10 protein-coding genes are annotated in these 18383 nt (G+C 61.7%); 1 reads left to right on the top strand and 9 read right to left on the bottom strand.

What is annotated here, in order from left to right:
* On the top strand, positions 1 to 225 hold a 225-nt coding region (locus tag VGH98_07605; GenBank protein HEY2375826.1), incomplete at its 5' end, for a hypothetical protein.
* Between the two features lie 167 nt (positions 226 to 392).
* Here VGH98_07605 and rpsG read toward each other — a convergent pair.
* From rpsG to rplL, 9 genes are all read right to left on the bottom strand, one after another.
* Positions 393 to 863, bottom strand: a complete 471-nt coding sequence (gene rpsG, locus VGH98_07600) for a 30S ribosomal protein S7 (protein HEY2375825.1) — start codon at positions 861 to 863, stop codon at positions 393 to 395.
* Positions 860 to 1246, bottom strand: a complete 387-nt coding sequence (gene rpsL, locus VGH98_07595) for a 30S ribosomal protein S12 (GenBank protein HEY2375824.1) — start codon at positions 1244 to 1246, stop codon at positions 860 to 862. Before rpsL ends, rpsG begins: the two co-directional genes overlap by 4 nt.
* Positions 1247 to 1490: 244 nt before the next feature.
* The gene (locus tag VGH98_07590; protein ID HEY2375823.1) at positions 1491 to 2306 is read right to left on the bottom strand and encodes a DUF4397 domain-containing protein; all 816 of its coding nucleotides are present in this window, start codon (positions 2304 to 2306) and stop codon (positions 1491 to 1493) included.
* 8 nt (positions 2307 to 2314) lie between these two features.
* Positions 2315 to 3937 (bottom strand): SusD/RagB family nutrient-binding outer membrane lipoprotein, encoded by a 1623-nt coding sequence (locus VGH98_07585; protein HEY2375822.1) that lies wholly within the window; start codon positions 3935 to 3937, stop codon positions 2315 to 2317.
* Between the two features lie 46 nt (positions 3938 to 3983).
* Positions 3984 to 7076: a SusC/RagA family TonB-linked outer membrane protein gene (locus VGH98_07580; protein ID HEY2375821.1), complete on the bottom strand. Its 3093-nt coding sequence runs from the start codon at positions 7074 to 7076 to the stop codon at positions 3984 to 3986.
* Positions 7077 to 7271: 195 nt separating this feature from the next.
* Positions 7272 to 8690, bottom strand: a complete 1419-nt coding sequence (locus VGH98_07575) for a 1-acyl-sn-glycerol-3-phosphate acyltransferase (protein HEY2375820.1) — start codon at positions 8688 to 8690, stop codon at positions 7272 to 7274.
* Between the two features lie 100 nt (positions 8691 to 8790).
* Complete coding sequence (rpoC, locus tag VGH98_07570) at positions 8791 to 13122, bottom strand: DNA-directed RNA polymerase subunit beta' (GenBank protein HEY2375819.1); 4332 nt, start codon at positions 13120 to 13122, stop codon at positions 8791 to 8793.
* Positions 13123 to 13125: 3 nt separating this feature from the next.
* Positions 13126 to 17751, bottom strand: coding sequence for a DNA-directed RNA polymerase subunit beta (gene rpoB / locus VGH98_07565; GenBank protein ID HEY2375818.1), 4626 nt, complete (start codon positions 17749 to 17751; stop codon positions 13126 to 13128).
* Positions 17752 to 17951: 200 nt separating this feature from the next.
* On the bottom strand, positions 17952 to 18347 hold the full coding sequence (rplL, locus tag VGH98_07560; GenBank protein HEY2375817.1) for a 50S ribosomal protein L7/L12: 396 nt from the start codon (positions 18345 to 18347) through the stop codon (positions 17952 to 17954).
* Positions 18348 to 18383 lie beyond the last annotated feature (36 nt).

The raw sequence follows: 18383 nt of genomic DNA, 5'->3' as shown, positions 1-18383 counted from the left end.
ACCGGTACGACGGCAGCGATGGTAGGACACGAGAGTCGCTGCATCCAGCTCGTGCGCGTGATCGACACGTTGGTGCGACCGGTGATTCAAACCGATCCGGAGCTGCTCGCGACGTGGGAGAACGTGGTGGCACTGCCTCGGCTCTCGAAACCCGCTGGTGCTGTGGTTTCGACATCGACCGCGGTGAGTGTTGAGACAGGGCAGGCGCAACAAGCAGCAGCGTAGGTAGAAGCGGGTTGAGGGTTGAGGGTTGAGGGTTGAGGGTTGAGGGTTGAGGGTTGAAGCGCGACACCCTCGCCCTCTGCCCTCTGCCCTCTCCGATCCCGGGCAGAACAAACCCCGCCAGTCATTCGAGACCAAGCGGGGTTTTTGTAGAGACCTGCTCGCGCTGGTTACCAGCGATAGTGCGCGAAGGCCTTGTTTGCGTCTGCCATGCGGTGCGTATCGTCCTTCTTCTTCACCGCGTTCCCTTCACCCTTCGACGCCGAGATCACTTCGGCGGCGAGCTTCTCCGACATCGACTTTTCGTTGCGGTCGCGGGAGAAGCTGATGAGCCAACGCATCGCGAGCGCCGTGCGTCGCTCCGGACGCACTTCCACGGGAACCTGGTACGTCGCGCCACCGACGCGACGGCTCTTGACCTCGACAACCGGCTTGAGGTTCGCCAGCGCCTGCTTGAAGACGTTCACGCCCGGCTGATTCGTACGCGACTCAACGAGGTCCATCGCGCCGTAGAAGAGGCGCTCGGCCGTTGACTTCTTTCCCTGGTACATCAGCACGTTGATGAACTTCGAAACAGTCTGGCTGTCATAACGCGAGTCCGCGAGGACGGGGCGCTTGATGGCACTCTTGCGGCGACTCACTTCTTGCCTCCGGCTTTGGGCTTCTTCGTTCCATACTTTGAGCGGCTCTTGTTCCGGCCCTGCACGCCAGCTGCGTCGAGCGTACCGCGAACGATGTGATAGCGAACACCCGGTAGATCCTTCACGCGGCCGCCACGCACGAGCACGATCGAGTGCTCCTGCAAGTTGTGGCCTTCGCCGGGGATGTACGCGATGACCTCGAAGCCGTTGGTCAGGCGAACTTTCGCAACTTTGCGCAATGCGGAGTTCGGCTTCTTGGGTGTGGTGGTGTACACGCGCGTGCACACGCCACGACGGAATGGATTCGACTTGAGCGCCGGCGACTTCTCTTTCTTGAGAACGTCCCGACGGCTCTGCCGGACGAGCTGATTGATGGTCGGCATGAACTCGGATTCAGACAAATGCCGCACACCCCAGCCGGGCCACGGCACGAACACAAAACCGCCTGCGTGGGCGGTAGAGACTGGGAAACGTAGACTAACCAGAAGAGCATGTCAAGCCGTTCTGCGGGCCGTAATCCTAAAGGACACAGGGGGATACGCCTCCGAGGGACTAGGGGCTAGCGCATAGGGGCTGGGTGAAAATCCCCAGCCCCTATGCGCTAGCCCCTAGTCCCACCGACAAGCGCTACCAATTCGCCGTGTTGTCCAGCTTCGGAATGTTCGTACCGGTCGACACAGTCATGTCACCGTATGCGGTGACCGTGTAGACGTGGCCAGCGTTGAACGCTACGCCGGTCCTCGTGATCACCGCCGTGTTCGAACCGCCAACGTACGTGCTGAGATCGTAACTGCCCGGGTCCACACGCACGAAGGCGCTGGCGCCCTTGTACGCGACCGCCGTGCCGACTGTGGTATCCGCGCCAGTCGAATTCTTGAGGTGCAGCGTCATCGGCTGGGAGTTGGAGCTCGCATTCACGAATCGCACGTACGTGGCTGTCAGATCGATTGTCGGCAGGGGATCCTCGACCACGAATCCCTCGACGGTCTTCGTCGACGTGTTGTAGATCCCGCTCAGGTAGTACGAGTAGAACTTTCCATTCTCGAGTGTCGCCGGTGTGTTCGAGATGGCGACCCCGCTGTCCGTCGTCGCGGTGATGCGCCCGGAGAGCGTGTACGAGCCAGGTGCAACCGAGTAATAGAGACCGGTGGTGCTGCCATTGGCACCGTAGCCCGTACCATTCGTGGACGGTTTTCCAGTCGTGAGGCACAACGTGTCGGTGGTCTTGCCGTCGATGCCGTTGTTACAGACCCCCGTAGAGATCGCGGAGATCTTCTGAGTGTCGGCGTAGAAGTTCACCGCCGGGGCATTGACGCCGAAGTTGAAGAACTTCACCGCCGAACCAGCCGTCGGTCCGGCGATATTCTGCGCGGCGTTCTTCTCACCGCACGCTGCCACGACGACAGCAGCGACGAGTGCCGCGAATAAGCGGAGGCCTTTCATGGTCTCGATTAGAAGGGTTGGCAGTTGTCGGCGGCACACGTCACCCAGAGCGGCTGCGTGTGATACGTCGGAACGAGTCCGCTGACGGGGGTGATATTCCCTAGCCCGTATTGATTCCAGACGTACTCCGAGTTGTAGCGCGGACGGATGCGCTGCACAAAGTTTCCGTTGTTGTCTGGATCCAGACTCGTAGGCTTCGTGAAGCCGGGATACACCTGCACTCCGCTCGCCGGATCGACATCCGTGTAGTGATAGCGGCGCATGTCCATCCAGGCCTCGTTGAAGCCCCAGCCAAAGAGCGCGATGTACTTCTGCGACATGATCTGCGTCAGCGTCAGGTTCGCCGCCGCAGGTACGATGGCTGGATTCCCGAGGAAGGCAGCTTTCTCTGCTGCCGTGATCGCGTGCTCGGCGGTATCACGATTCTCGGCCACGCGCGCGTTCACGAAGTCGATGTGCGACGAAATGCCGTTCGTGTAGGCCGCGAGCGCCTTCACCTTGTCACCCATCCGATAAGCCGCCTCCGCCTTCACGAACTGGAGCTCGGCGTACGTCATGTTCGGGACCTTCGCGTTGTCATCGAAGACGTACCGGCCAGACGGTAGACTGCGGTCCGCCGACGCACGCCCGAAGAAGTTGTTAGGCGCCGTTGTGGCCGTGAACGCACCGCCCTGGGGGTTGTTCGGATCCGCTCCCCGATACTGACCATCTGGTGACGGTGAGAGTATCCGCGTCATCCGCGGATCCACGACGCCACCGAAGTCGGTTCCGTTCATCAGATTCAGAGCAAAGTTCGTTTGCCGGTAGGACGTGACGTTGTTTCGGCTCTGGCCGAGAAAGTTGAAATCCTGAAATGCCGGGTCCTTGTCGGGATAGGCGAACAGCGCGTCGTCGGCGTTGCTCGTAAACGAGCTGTCCACGTACTTGATCACGGTCGCAGGATCGTACGTCGATTTGTTCGAGAAGTGGTTCTTGCTGATCGCGCGCAGACCGTACGCGAACTTGAGCCATTTCGTGCGGTCGCCGTGGTATAGGTTGTCGCCGATCGCGAGATACGTCGGGTCGACCGCCCCGTCGGTGCGACTCAGATTCTTGGTCGCCTCGTTCAAGAGACTGTCGATCACCTGATACGCATACTGCTCCGTATCGTAGTCGAACAGCGAGCGCGTCGGATCGAATGCTTCTTTGATGATGATCGGGCCGTGCAGGTCGACCAGCACTTGCCATCCCCACGCCCGGAGCACCTGCCCGACGCCCAGGAGATCCCAGCGTTGCTCAGCCTGAGACTTGGTCATCATGTCGCTCAGGTTCTGGCCGAGCGACCAATAGACGTCGCGCCATTGCTCGGCGCCGTTGTCGCTGAGGCGATCGTAGCCCTCGCGGTCCCAGCTCGAGGGCACTGTGGCGGTGGCGGAGCCGGGTAGCATGAACATCTGCGTGTAGCGGCCGACAAAGCGCCCGTCGTACTGCGGTGACGTGATGAGCCAATGTTCCATCGGCGGCAGGTACAGATTCGCCGTGACGGTCTGCGGCGCATTCGGATTGGTGTTGACGGCGAGGTACTTGTCCATGTTGCACGCGCTCGCTGCGATCAGGGCGCCGGCAAGCACTGCGAAGTATCGAATTCTCATTCGTATTTACTCATCGAAGGGAGTCAGCGTCGCGAGTTGGCGAGCGCTAGAATCCAAGGCGGAAGCCGAAGTTGAATCCACGTGGCGTGGGGAAATTCCCCCAGTCGATACCAACCGCGCCCGAACCGCCAACAGCGGCGTCGTTGCCGTTGGTCATTGGATCGAGTCCCGTGTAGTTGCTGCGCAGGAACAGATCCGTGCCCGTAACGAAGACGCTGGCGCTCTGGAAGTAGCGCGGAGGAATCTGATAGGAGAGCGTGACGTTGCGGAGCCAGATCCAGTTGATGTTGCGCTCGATGAACAGTTCCTCGCTCGCGCCCGAGTAGTAAGCCGTATTCACGGCCGGCACGATCACGAGGGTGTTCGGCGTCGGATTGTTGCTGTTTTCCTTACCGTCGCGCAGCACACCCGGGATGATGCGTGGCGTGTTGCGATCGAGGGACAGCGTCGAGAGCCCATGATTGTACAGGAACGACTGCGTGGCATTGAAGATGTCGCCACCACGCCGGAAGTCGATCAGCGCATCGAGCGTGAACGCTTTGTAATGGAACGTATTCGTCAGGCCCACCGTCCACTTCGGCGTGCGGTCGTAGCCGGCGTCGATGAACGAACCGGATCGAATCGGCAAACCGGAGGTCGGATCGATGATGAGCTGACCGTTCTTGTTCCGCAGGTAGAAATTCCCGGTGAGCGACTCGGTGGAAAGTCCCGGCTCGGTGCCGTTGCGCACATTGCCATAGAGCCAGGTGTCCGACACGTACGACTCCGGCAAGGCGTTAGGCAGGCTGACCGTCTGGCCGTGATGCTTGTCGAAGTTGGCCTGGAAATCCCACGAGAACCTCGACTGCTGGATCGGTGTGCCGCGGAGAACCAGTTCGAGACCGTGATTCTCCGTCACGGCGCCATTCAGGTTGAAGAGAATGAAGCCCGTGCCGTAGCTCTCACGAATGTTCTGAACGATCTGGTTCGTCGTCCGGCTGCGGTAATACGTCGCGTCGACGCCCAAGCGGTCCTTGAACCAGCTGAGCTCCGTGCCGAATTCGGACTCCTTCTTGAACTCCGGCTCGAGGTTCGGATTCGGACCGGTGAAGCCATACATGTAGCCGCCGTACGACGTCGGCGCGAACTGGAGCGACGGATGGTCGGAGTAGGGTGGCGCGTCACGACCAACTTCGGCATACGCCGCGCGCACGCGCCCCGAGGTGAACCAGCGCTGCAGTGATGGAAACGCGTCGGTGAAGACGAAGCTTCCGTTGACGCCGGGATAGAAGAACGAGTGGTGCGCCTCGGGGATCGTAGACGTAAGGTCGTTGCGCCCGGTGACGTTGACATACAGGTAGTGATTGAAATCGAGCGTCCCCTGTCCGTAAAACCCGATCAGGCGTCGCCTCGTGTCCGTCGTGGCGCTGAAGCGACTCGACGTGTTGTTGATCGAGACGAAGTTCGGGTCGAGATATCCCCGCCCCGTGAGCGCATCGACGTTGTCGTCCTGATCGTAGATCGCGTTGCCGACGAATCCGCTCAACGAGAAGTGATCGCGGATGGTGTATGGATTGATGTTGAGCGTCGTCTGCGAGGTCAGATTTCGCCTCACGTCTGCCGCCTGATCGAGAATACCGGACGACGTCACAATGGCGTTGAACCCAAGGACACTTCCCGGATCCCGATCGATCAGGACCTGATTCGTGTTATAGTCAGCTCCGAGCTGCGTTTTCAGGTTGCCCCACGACACGGGGGTGAACGTGAACGTCAAATTCGTCAGAACGCGGTTGTTCGTGGTGTTGTTCCTGTTCTTGTAGACATTGTAGTACGGATTGTCGATCTCCGATCCGGCCGTGAGAAGCGTTAGGCGACGCCGCGTTCCGGCTGCTGAGAGAAAGTCCGCCGCGTTGTCGTTGGCGGGCCATTCCAGAAGTCCAACGAGCGGTCCGTCGTCGCCTTTCATGGGCTGCTTGTTCACCGCATTCGAGTAGAGCATCGACAGATCGGCCGACAGCCAGTTGGTCACCTGTCCGGTCGACGCGCCCGTCACGTTGATGCGGTCGTACGTCGAATTGGGCACGACACCGTTGTTGCGGTCGACGCCCCCCGCGATGCGATAGGTGAGACGGCCGTCCGCCGCACCGCCACTGAACGCAAGGTTGTGAGTCTGGGTAAAGCCACTCTGAAAGAAGCTTCCGATGTTGTCGTAGAACTGCGTGTTGGCCGGGTATGGAGCACCGAAGTACTGGAAGCCAGCGCCGCCGAAGCCGCCCGTGACGATCGCCCCGCTGAGTTGGTAGACGCGTTGAACATCAGGTGACTTCCGCACGCTCTCGACCCGCAAGCTGTTGCTGTACGTGAGCGACTGCGTGCCCGCGCGGCCGCGCTTCGTGGTGATGACGATGGCGCCATTGGCCGCATCGATACCGTAGAGCGCCGCCGCTTCCGGCCCTTTGAGCACCGTAATCGACTCGATGTCGTTCGGGTCGATATCCGCGGCGCGGTTGGTGAAGTCCACGCCGCGGTTGCTGAAGGCCGAAGGCGAGCCGGGCTGGTCCGAGCCGAGGACGCCAGTGTTCATCGTACTGTTATCCATCGGCAACCCGTCGAGGACGAATAGCGGCTGGTTGCTACTGCTGATCGAGCTGATGCCGCGAATCGTGATCCGCGTCGAGGAGCCCGGTGTGCCGGAGGTGCTGTTGACCGTCACGCCGGCCACGCGTCCCTCGAGAGAGTTGACAAAGTTGTCGCGCTGCGCTTCGGCGACCTTCGTCCCCTCGACGGTCTGCTGCGCGGCGCCGAGCGTGCGCACCTGTGCCGTCTGCCCGAGCGCGGTCACGACGATCGCGTCGAGGTTCGTGGCAACGTGGTTCAGCTGCACGTCGATGACATCCGCGGTGCCGACGACACGCTCCTGGGGCGCGGTTCCGATGTAGCGGTACTGCAGGGTCTGTCCGACGTCGGCGCGAATGGTGTAGTTGCCTTGCGCGTTGGTAGTGGTACCGGTGCGCGTGCCTTTGACGACCACCTGCGCGCCGGGGAGCGGATTGCCGCCCTCGGCCATGACTCTGCCGGTGATGGTCTTCTGCTGCGCATGAGCTGGTGCGGCGATGAGGAATATCCCCATCAACGCCGCGAGGGCCACTCTGTTGTTCATGGCGGGGGAACGGGTCTTGGTGAACGCTAGGGTGCCGACGAGCAACGTGCCGAGACGAGGCGATGCTCGTTAGGCACTGCTCAGCGAGTACTGCCACGCTGCGAGCGTGGACGGCACGTGCTCCCGTTTCGGGAGCGCCGCGAGTAACCTAAGGACCGTCCATACATTCGTCCAGCAGGAATTGTTAGCACCAACTCACGGCGCCTTGGACGCCCCGTGGGGCCCCGCGAGATCCGGCGCCGCGAACTCACCGGTCGGGCGTGCGTCACGGGCTCGTACCGCAGACTCGTAGGGGCCCAGCAGGTGTGCGATGCTGTTCGCGTAATAGCGAACGAGCTCGCGGTTGCGCGGCAAGAGCGTGTACCCGTCTCCCGTCTCGAGCAACACGCGGCGCATGCGCAACATTCGCCAAGCGCGCTCCCACGTTTCCGTTATGTCCCGATCGGCGCGGATAACTCGCCCGTTGAGCTCGACCAGCACCGCGCGCATTTCCGTCATTCGATCGAGGAGGAGCGAACGCGGGATGAAGTCGCGATCGATGCTCTGGATCGCCGCGCAGGCCAACGGCACTGAAGTCACGGGGACCAGTTGCCCGATGCGCACCATGATCTCGTCGCAGAGCGCCTGCACGCGTGCGAGCCGATGCGCGCGCGGCAAATCAAAGAGGGTCGACTCGCGCGCGAACCACTCGTCCAGCGCGATCGGCGCGCCGACGGTGACCGCGGCTCGCCCATAACGCTTCCATCGCCGCGTGACGAGTCGCGCCGAATTCCACCAGAGGTAGTGCACCACCTCGCGCAGCTGCTTGAATTTCGATGTGTGCGGGTGCCCGTCGGCGGTAGCGAGCTCGCGCAGCAACGTGCGATCCTCGAGTACACGATCGTAGTTGACGGCAACGGGCACGATGAACAGCCGCGATCGGTACGCCGGATCGCGCGCGATACCGAGCACGTAATCGAGCAACCCAATCTTCGGTGGACGCAATTTGCCGTCCTTCGTGAGACCGCCCTCGAGAAATATCCCTTGAGTAACTCCCTGGCGTGTAATCAGCTGCACGTAGCGTTCGAGTACTGCGTGATAGAGCGCCTCGCGATAGCGCCGTCTCACGAAGTACGAACCGAATGCCTTGAAGAGATGCTCGAGGGGAAAGGCGCGCGCCCATTCGCCCACCGCATACGAGATCGCGACGTCGCCGGCGAGCGCGTAGCTCACGAGAACGTAGTCGGCGTTGGAACGGTGGTTCATCAGATACACGAGGACCGCATCGCGCGGCAGCTGCTCTTGCCGCGCGCGGTCCGCGTACTCGACCGACACCTTGTAAAAGAGATCGAGTAGCCAGCCGGCCGCGCGATAACCGAGCTGGTAGTAGGCGATGATGTTGAAGAAGGGGACGATCTCGTCGATGTAGCGATGGACGACGCCCCATGCCTCCGCCTCGACGATCCCCTGCTCGGCGGCGTGTCGCCTGACGGCGTCGGCGATGACCGGGTCGTTGAGTAACTGCTCACTAACGAAGGAGCGCCTGGCGAGCTTGTACCGATCGACACGAGCACCGGAGCGATGCACGGCGCGCAATGCGAGTCGGTCGAAGTACGTCCTTAGCGGCCCGAGCATGGAGTGAACTTGCGCCTGGGGCTCGCCGCGTCAACTTACCAATCGCCATACGAAAAAAGCGCCAGCCAATCGGCTGGCGCTTTCTCCTGTGGAGAGCAATTTAGCGAGCTTCTCTCGGCAACGACGGCCGCGGTGTGGCGGTGAAATCCCCCCCGCCCTCCTCCTCCGCTATCGAGAAGATCGACTTGAGCTCCGGTTCCGGCGTCGCAGGCAGCGGTGCGAAACCTTCCGATCCCTCGGGTGGCTGCAGGTCGAGATCGACCTCCTGATACCGATACATGCCCGTGCCCGCCGGAATCAGGTGACCGATGATGATGTTCTCCTTGAGACCGAGCAAGTCGTCCTTCGCGCCACGAATCGACGCGTCGGTGAGCACGCGCGTGGTCTCCTGGAACGACGCCGCCGAGATAAATGACTGCGTCGTGAGACTCGCTTTCGTGATGCCAAGCAGGAGCGGCTCCGCCGTCGATGGCGACTCCTTCTTTTTCTTCGAGCGATCGTTGACTTCGCGGAAGACCTGCTTGTCCACGTGCTCGCCCTCGAGGAACTCCGTCTCGCCCGGCTCGAGAATGCGAACCTTCTGCAGCATCTGCCGAACGATGACGCCGATGTGCTTGTCGTTGATCTTCACGCCCTGCAGGCGGTAGACCTCCTGCACTTCGTTGAGCAAATACTCCTGCACCGCACGCGGGCCCTTGATCCGCAGAATGTCGTGCGGATTCACGGGTCCTTCGGACAAGCGGTCACCGGCTCGTACGCGATCGCCCTCGTGCACGCGCAAGTGCTTGCCCGCGGGGACCTCGTACGTCTGTGCTTCCACCGTCTCGTCGATCGAGCCGTCCTTGTTGATTGGATGGACGCGGACCTCGCGCTTGCCGCGCTTGATCTCGCCGAAGCGCACCACGCCGTCGATCTCGGAGATCGTCGCCGGATCCTTCGGCCGACGCGCCTCGAATAGTTCCGCGACGCGGGGGAGACCACCGGTGATGTCGCGCGTCTTGTATGCCTCACGACCCACCTTCGCGATCGTCGTACCCGCGCCGATCTTCTGTCCGTCGTCCACCGTGAGCTGCGCGCCCACCGGGATGACGAAGTCACGCACGCGCTTCTCCTTCCCGGCCTTCTCCTGCACGATCTCGATGTGCGGGTGGAGTTTTTTCTCGCGATCTTCGATGATCACCCGCTGACGCAATCCCGTGAGCTCGTCGAGCTCCTCGGAGACCGATTCCTCTTCGACGATGTCGACGAAGCGAATCGTGCCTTCGACGTCGGCGATGATCGGGTTCGTGTATGGGTCCCAGCTGAAGATTACCTGATCGCGCTTGACATCGTCTCCATCCTTCACCATGAGGATGGCGCCTAACGGCACCTGCAGGCGCGCAGCGACGCCGGCGTTCCGGTCCGACGACGCCTTGATCAGGATCTCGCCCTCGTACGACGTGACGACGCTCTGACCCTCGGCGTTCGTGACAACCACGAGGCGATCGCCGTACTCGATCGTTCCCGGGACCTTCGACTTGCGCGCCGTCTGCTCGGCGATACGGGCCGCCGTTCCACCGATGTGGAACGTGCGCAGCGTCAGCTGCGTGCCCGGCTCACCAATCGACTGTGCCGCGATGATGCCGACGGCTTCGCCGAGGTCCACCATTTCCATCGTCGCCAGGTTGCGGCCGTAGCAATTCCGGCAGAGACCACGCTTCGCCTCGCAGGTGAGCACCGAGCGAATGCGAACCGTCTCGATCCCCGACTCCTCGATGTCGCGCGCCGTCTCCTCGTTGATCAACTGACCCGCTTCGACGAGCAAGCGCCGACGGCCCGACTGATCGAACTCGTGCGGATCCTCGACGTCCTCCGACGCGACGTTGCCGACGATGCGCTCCGACAGCGGCTCGATGATGTCCTCGCCCTCCTTCAGCGCGGCGATGTCGAGACCCTGGATCGTACCGCAATCGTCTTCTGTTATGGTTACGTCCTGCGCGACGTCGACGAGTCGTCTCGTCAGGTAGCCAGCGTCGGCCGTCTTTAGAGCCGTATCAGCTAGGCCTTTCCGAGCTCCGTGTGTTGATGTGAAGTACTCGAGTGGCGAGAGTCCTTCGCGGAAATTCGACTTGATGGGCGATTCAATGATCTCGCCAATGCCGCCCGTGAGCTTCTTCTGCGGCTTCGCCATGAGACCGCGCATACCCGCCAGCTGACGGATCTGATCGCGGCTGCCGCGTGAGCCGGAGTCGAACATCATGAACACGGGATTGAAGCCACGCTTGGACTCGCGCATCGACTTGACCATCTCGTCGGCGATGTCGGAGTTGGCGTGCGTCCACGTGTCGATGACTTTGTTGTAGCGCTCACCGTTCGTGATGTTACCGGTCTGATATGCGCGCTGGAATCGCTCGACGCGCTCCTCGGCTTCCTGCAAGAGCGTCGTCTTCGCCGTTGGAATCTCGAGGTCCTCGATGCCGATCGAGACGCCACCGCGCGTCGCGTTCGAGAAACCGAATTCCTTCAAGCGGTCGAGGAAGCTGACCGTCGTCGAGAGTCCGGCCTTGCGATACGACTCGAAGACGAGCTCGGAGAGCACCTTCTTCTTCATATCGGCGTTCTTGAAACCAAGCTCCGGCGGCACGATTGCGTTGAAGAGGACGCGCCCCGCCGTCGTCTTCTCCCACCGACCGTTCGACGCTTCCTGCACGTAGAAGAGCAGCGCCGTCTGTCGCGTGATGCGGCCGATCGCAAGCTCCATCTCGATCTCGGCGACGCTCGTGTAGCGCTTGAGCGTCTTCATATCGACCTGGTTGAAGTCCGCCGGTGCCTTCGTCGCGAAGTAGCAGCCCAGGACGATGTCCTGACTTGGCTCGGCAACGGGACGACCGTCGGACGGCTTGAGGATGTTGTTCGACGACAGCATCAACAACCGGCTCTCGAGCTGGGCCTCGAAGGACAGCGGCACGTGCACGGCCATCTGGTCGCCGTCGAAATCTGCATTGAAGGCGGCGCAGACGAGCGGGTGGATACGAATGGCCTTGCCTTCGACCAGTACTGGCTCGAACGCCTGGATGCCTAACCGGTGCAGTGTCGGCGCGCGGTTGAGCAGAACCGGGTGGTCGCGGATGATCTCCTCGAGAATCTCGTACACCTCCGGCGACTCGCGCTCGACGATCTTCTTCGCGCGCTTCACCGTTTCCGCAATTCCCTTTTCCACGAGCTTGTGGATGATAAAGGGCTTGAAGAGCTCGAGCGCCATCAGCTTCGGCAAGCCACACTGATGGAGCTGCAGCTCGGGACCGACGACGATGACCGAACGGCCCGAGTAGTCGACACGCTTGCCGAGCAGGTTCTGACGGAACCGGCCCTGCTTGCCCTTGAGCATATCCGAAAGCGACTTGAGCGGACGCTTACCGCGCCCACGAATCGCCTTCGAGCGCCGCCCGTTGTCGAACAACGCGTCGACCGCCTCCTGCAACATCCGCTTCTCGTTCCGGAGAATGACTTCCGGCGCACGGTGCATAATCAACTTTTGCAGTCGATTATTCCTGTTGATGACGCGCCGATAGAGGTCATTCAGATCCGACGTAGCAAAACGTCCTCCGTCCAATGGGACGAGCGGGCGCAGATCCGGCGGAATGACCGGAATCACGTCGAGGATCATCCACTCCGGCCGGTTGCGCGCGTCGCCCGACTCACCCGAGTTGCGGAACGCGTCGACGATCTTGAGGCGCTTGAGCAGCATCTTCTTGCGATGCTGCGACGTCTCGTTCGCGACCTCGGCGCGCAGCGTATCAGCCAACGTGTCGACGTCGAGACGACGCAGGAGCTCACGAACGGCAGGCGCACCGATGTCCGCGTTAAATGCGGCGTCGTTCTCTTCCTTGGCCTTTGTACGAAGCGCGAGATACTCCTCTTCGTCCAACAGCTGGTTGGTGGAGACGTCCTGCTCGCCCGGTTCGATGACGATGTAGTTCGAGTAATAGATCACCTTCTCGAGGTCACGGAGCGTGACGTCGAGCAGGTTCCCCATCGGGCTCGGCAGCGTCTTGAAGAACCAGATGTGCGCGACCGGCACCGCGAGCTCGATGTGACCCATGCGCTCGCGGCGCACCTTGGACAGCGTCACCTCGACGCCGCAGCGATCGCAGATCACGCCGCGATAGCGGATGCGCTTGTACTTGCCGCAGTGACACTCCCAGTCCTTGACGGGACCAAAAATGCGCTCGCAGAACAAGCCGTCCTTCTCCGGCTTGAACGAGCGGTAGTTGATCGTCTCGGGTTTAGTAACTTCTCCCCACGACCACCAGTTGCGCACGCCAGCCATCTCGAGGCGCTCGCGCTCCTTCGGGTCCTTCGGGCCGCGAATCTCCTCGGGCGAGGCGATCCGGACCTGGATATAATCGAACGCCGATGCGCGTGCATCGCGCACGCTGCGGAAATCAATCATTGATTACTCCTCGCTCCCCTTGCCGTTGTTGACAGAGGTGCCGGTGTCAATGCCGGTCCCGTAGAAACCATCGTCGCTCTGACCCATCGTGACCTTGATGCCGAGCGCTTGCAGTTCCTTCACGAGCACGTTGAACGACTCCGGAATGCCGGGATCCGGAAGGTTCTGTCCCTTCACGATTGCCTCGTACACTCGACTGCGTCCGTTCACGTCGTCCGACTTCACCGTGAGTATTTCCTGAAGTACGTGCGCGGCGCCGTAGGCTTCCAGCGCCCACACCTCCATTTCCCCGAATCGCTGTCCGCCGAACTGCGCCTTGCCGGCGAGCGGCTGTTGCGTGACCAGCGAGTACGGGCCGATGCTCCGCGCGTGAATCTTGTCGTCGACCAGGTGCGACAGCTTCAGCATGTAGATCTCGCCGACCGTCACCGGGAAGGCGAAGGTCTCGCCGCTGCGGCCGTCGCGGAGCCGCACCTTGCCATAGGGAGACAGGCCGGCGAGCCGCATCAGCTCCTGCGCCGCGGCGTCGACGTCCAGCTCCGCTTTCTTTGTGAGAGCCGCCGCGAGCGCCGGCAGTTCTTCGGCTTGCAGCATGTCCGAGGCGGACGTTCCGCGTGTCTTTTCGAGCTGACGCAGCGTGCTCTTGTACTCGGTCCGCTGCGACGCGCCCGATGCTTCGTCATCCGAGCGTGCGGTGTGGAAGTCCGATTGATGCGTCAGCTCGCGCTGCTCGCGGTCGGCGAGCTCGCGCGCCGCGTCGGCGAGAAAGTCGCGCAGGCGATGATGAATCTCGCGCGTTCCCGCCGACATCGCGCGGCCGCCAAGGTGGCTGAGCGACGCTTCCTCGAGTCGCTCGAACACTTCGACGCCGCCGCCCGCATTCGCCGGCTTGATGTCCGCGAGGATGGTCCGCACATCGGCGTCGGTGATGCTCGGCGCCGGCGTCCGCAGGCCTAACGCCTGCGCGGCCCACCTGATACCAGCAATCTTCAACAGCAGCCCAATCTCCCGCTCATTCGTGCCCTGGAACACCGGCGTCTTCGCATAAAAATTGAGAATCTTCGCCGCCCATCCGAGATGGGTCTCGAGGATCTGACCGACGTTCATTCGCGAAGGCACACCGAGCGGGTTTAGCACTATGTCAACAGGCCGCCCATCCGGGAGGAAGGGCATATCTTCCTCGGGGACGATACGCGCAACGATACCCTTGTTGCCGTGGCGACCCGCCATCTTGTCACCGACCGAGATCTTGCGCTTCTCGGCCAGATACACCTTCACGAGCTGAATGACACCCGGTGGCAGCTCGTCGGGCTGGAGGATGCGGTCGATCCGCTCCTCGGCCCGCTCTTCGATGCGCGTCTTCTCTTCACTCGATGCATCGATGATCTGCCGCACGCGCTCGTTCGTTCGCTTGTTCTCGACGCGCAGCGTCTTCAGGTCGATCGACGAGAGGCGCATCTCGCGCAACATCTGCGTCGTGACCTTCGTGCCCGCCGTAATCGCTTCCTCGACCGTTCCCGCCTTGAGCGCGAGCGCGATCGTCTGATCGTTGAGCAGGTCGAGGAGCTCGGTGTCGCGCACTTCGTTCACGCGCAGCTTCTCCTCGTTCTCGAGGCGACGCACTTCACCGATACGCTCGCCGCGATCTTTCTCGACGACCTGGTCTTCGATGCGTGAGAAGATCTTGACGTCGATGACGACGCCCTCCATGCCCGGCGGCACTTTGAGCGAAGAATCCTTGACGTCTTTGGCCTTCTCGCCGAAGATCGCCGTGAGCAGCTTTTCTTCCGGCGAGAGCTCGGTCTCTCCCTTCGGCGTGATCTTCCCAACCAGAATATCGCCTGGCTTCACGTGTGCGCCGATGCGCACGATGCCGCGCTCGTCGAGGTCGAGCAGCGCCTCTTCCGAGACGTTCGGAATCTCGCGCGTGATCTCTTCCTGACCGCGCTTGGTGTCCCGTACGTGGAGCTCCAGCTCCTGGATGTGAATGGACGAATAGACATCGTCTTTCACCAACCGCTCGGACAAGACAATCGCGTCCTCGAAGTTGTGCCCGTACCACGGCATGAATGCGACGGTCACGTTCGAGCCCAACGCCAACTGACCCTGTTCAGTCCCGGCGCCATCTGCAAGCACATCGCCTTCCTTCACGCGCTGACCAAGACGAACAAGTGGTCGCTGATTGATCGCCGTGTCCTGGTTCGTGCGCCAGTACTTCTTCAAGCGGTAGCGGTCGTGTTGCGTGAGGCGTGCGAGCGGTCGATCGTCGCCGCGGCGCTCTTCCTGCGCGCGGCGCTCGGCCGGGCCGCTGTCGACGATGATCTCGTCCGCCGTCACGCGCGTGACAACGCCAGCCCGCTTGGCGATGACGACCGCGCCGGAATCGCGCGCGACTTTCTCCTCGAGTCCCGTGCCGACGAGCGGCGTGCGGGGATTGAGGAGTGGCACCGCCTGACGCTGCATGTTCGATCCCATGAGCGCGCGGTTCGCGTCGTCGTGCTCGAGGAATGGAATCAACGCCGCCGCGATCGACACGAGCTGCTCGGGCGCGACGTCCATGTAGTCCACGCGATCGCGCGGCACTTGCGGCACGTCACCCTGCTGGCGGCAGAGGACGAGATCGTCGCTGAACGTCCCGTCGTCCTCGAGATTCGCGTTCGCCTGAGCGATGATCGCGTCTTCTTCGCGGTTCGCGTCGAGCCAGACGATCTCGTCGTCAAAGACCTTCCCGTTCTTGACGACCCGATAAGGCGTTTCGACGAAGCCGAGATCGTTGACGCGCGCGAAGCAGGCGAGCGACGTGATGAGACCGATGTTCGGACCTTCCGGCGTCTCGATCGGGCACATGCGGCCGTATTGCGAGTAGTGCACGTCGCGGACTTCGAAGCCGGCGCGCTCTCTCGTTAGGCCACCCGGACCCAGCGCGGAGAGTCGACGCTTGTGCGTCAGTTCGGCGAGCGGATTCGTCTGATCCATGAACTGCGAGAGCTGGCTCGATCCAAAGAAAGCCTGGATCACCGCGCTGACCGTGCGGGCATTCACGAGATCGTCGAGCGAGATTTTCTCGGGATCCGTGTTGATGGACATGCGCTCCTTCACCAGGCGCGCCATGCGCGACAAGCCGACCGAGAACTGATTCGCGATCAACTCGCCGACCGAGCGGATGCGGCGGTTGCCAAGGTGATCGATATCATCGACATGCCCACGACCCTCGTGCAGTTCCACGAGATAGCGCAGGATGGCGACGAAGTCCTCCTTCGTGAGGACCGTAGTACCGGCATCGGTCGTTAGGCCGAGCCGCTGGTTGATCTTGTAACGGCCGACGCGCCCGAGATCGTAGCGCTTCGGCGAGAAGAACAGACGCTCGAGCGCCTGCTTCGCCGTCGCCGCGTCCGGCGCGTCGCCGGGACGGAGCAACGCGTAGATCTGCTGAAGGGATTCTTTTTCGCTGCGCGTCGGGTCTTTGGCCAATGTGTTCTTGATCAGCGTCGACTCGGCGCGACCGGAGGCAACGAATACCGGGACCTTGGTGATGTCGGCCTTGCGGATCTTGCGAATGAGCGTGTCGTTGAGCGGCTGTCCTGCCTCGCCGATCACTTCGCCGTCTTCGTTGGCCACGTCCAACGCGAGTACGCGACGCACCGAACGCTCCCCGCGCTCGATTGCATCCTGCTCGTCGCGGAGATCGATCGTCATGTACGACGCGAACATCTTGATCGTGTCGATGCCCTGACGACGAACACGATTGAGCACCTCGTCGGTGAGCTCGTCGCCCTCCTTCACGAGGAGCACGTTTTCCGCGCGTTCACGATCGGCCTTCGCCTTCTTGGTGCGCGCCTTGGGCGCGTCCTCGGGCGTGGCTTCCCCGGGCAGCGCGATGTCTTCGGCGATGATCGCGCCCAACACTTCTCGCTGCTCGCCCCGGCTCTCGCGCTTCTTCGTGAGATCGAGCTCTCGCACGGCGAAAAAGAGACGCAAAATATCCGAGTTCGTGCCGTACCCAAAGGCACGGAGAAGCGCCGTCGCCGGAAATTTCTTTTTCTTATCAATATGGACGTAGATCACGTCGTGAATGTCGACCGTGAACTCCACCCACGATCCGCGGAACGGGATGATGCGCGCCGATATGAGCCGCTGGCCATTCGGGTGCGTCGCTTCTTCGAACACGACACCCGGCGACCGGTGCAACTGGCTCACGATCACGCGCTCGGCGCCATTGATGACGAAGGTGCCTAACGGCGTGAGCAGCGGAAGCTCGCCGAGATAGACTTCTTTCTCGATGATGTTCCGCGGCCGTTTCACTCCGTTCACTTCCTCGTTGATGACGAGTTGGAGCGTCGCCTTCAACGGGGCGGAGTAGGTCATGTCGCGCTCGATGCACTCCTCGACGGTGTACTTCGGCTCGCCGAGGGAGTAGCGAACGAACTCGAGAGAGAAGTTCTCGTGAACGTCGGTGATCGGGAACAGGTCCTTGAAGACCCGCTCGAGGCCGACGTCCTCGCGCTCATGAGCGGCGGCATCCGTCTGCAGCAGCGCTTCGAACGCTTGCGTCTGGATGTCGAGGAGATGGGGCATTTCCATCCCCTGCTCGAGCTTTCCGAACGAAATCTGCTTGATCGATTCAGGCATTGTTCACCCGCGCACAGGCGAGAAAACGGCCACATCCCCGCCGGCGCCGCGACGGTCGCGGGCGGGCGGGGTTGTGGTACCGCAGAAAGGAAATGTTTCGCTTGATTTCTTTCACTGACGCGTTGGCTGAAGTGAAGTTGTTGGTGGTTGGTTGTTGGTGATTGGTGCGAGCTGGCACGAACCACCAACCACCAAACACCCTACTTCACTTCTACCGTCGCGCCTTGCTCCTCGAGCTTCGCCTTGACAGTGGCCGATTCGTCCTTCGATACACCCGACTTCACCGTCTGCGGTGCACCGTCGACCAGATCCTTCGCTTCCTTCAGGCCCAGTCCGGTCAGCTCACGCACGACCTTGATGACCTGAATCTTCTTCGCGCCCGCTTCCTTCAGGACGACATCGAATTCCGTCTGCTCCTCCATGACCGGTGCAGCAGCACCGCCGCCGCCACCTGCGGCCGGGGCGGCGCCCACCGGGGCGGCGGCGATGGTCACATTGAAACGGCTCTTGAACGTCTCGATCAGATCATGCAGTTCGAAAACGCTCATATTGCCGATCGCTTCGATAATCTCGTCCTTGCTCAGCGTCGTTGGCATCGTGATTTGTCTCCTCGTAATCCCAGGCAATCCTGG

The organism is Gemmatimonadaceae bacterium, assembly GCA_036496605.1.
Taxonomy (GTDB): Bacteria; Gemmatimonadota; Gemmatimonadetes; order Gemmatimonadales; family Gemmatimonadaceae; genus AG2.
The sequence above is the reverse complement of the archived record's forward strand: the minus strand, read 5'-3'. Positions and strand labels throughout refer to the sequence as shown.

Excerpts from the sequence above, each read along its gene's own strand:
- rpsL (HEY2375824.1), bottom strand. The coding sequence starts at position 1,246 with ATGCCGACCATCAATCAGCTCGTCCGGCAGAGCCGTCGGGACGTTCTC.
- VGH98_07590 (HEY2375823.1), bottom strand. The coding sequence starts at position 2,306 with ATGAAAGGCCTCCGCTTATTCGCGGCACTCGTCGCTGCTGTCGTCGTG.
- VGH98_07585 (HEY2375822.1), bottom strand. The coding sequence starts at position 3,937 with ATGAGAATTCGATACTTCGCAGTGCTTGCCGGCGCCCTGATCGCAGCG.
- VGH98_07580 (HEY2375821.1), bottom strand. The coding sequence starts at position 7,076 with ATGAACAACAGAGTGGCCCTCGCGGCGTTGATGGGGATATTCCTCATC.
- VGH98_07575 (HEY2375820.1), bottom strand. The coding sequence starts at position 8,690 with ATGCTCGGGCCGCTAAGGACGTACTTCGACCGACTCGCATTGCGCGCC.
- rpoC (HEY2375819.1), bottom strand. The coding sequence starts at position 13,122 with ATGATTGATTTCCGCAGCGTGCGCGATGCACGCGCATCGGCGTTCGAT.
- rpoB (HEY2375818.1), bottom strand. The coding sequence starts at position 17,751 with ATGCCTGAATCGATCAAGCAGATTTCGTTCGGAAAGCTCGAGCAGGGG.
- rplL (HEY2375817.1), bottom strand. The coding sequence starts at position 18,347 with ATGCCAACGACGCTGAGCAAGGACGAGATTATCGAAGCGATCGGCAAT.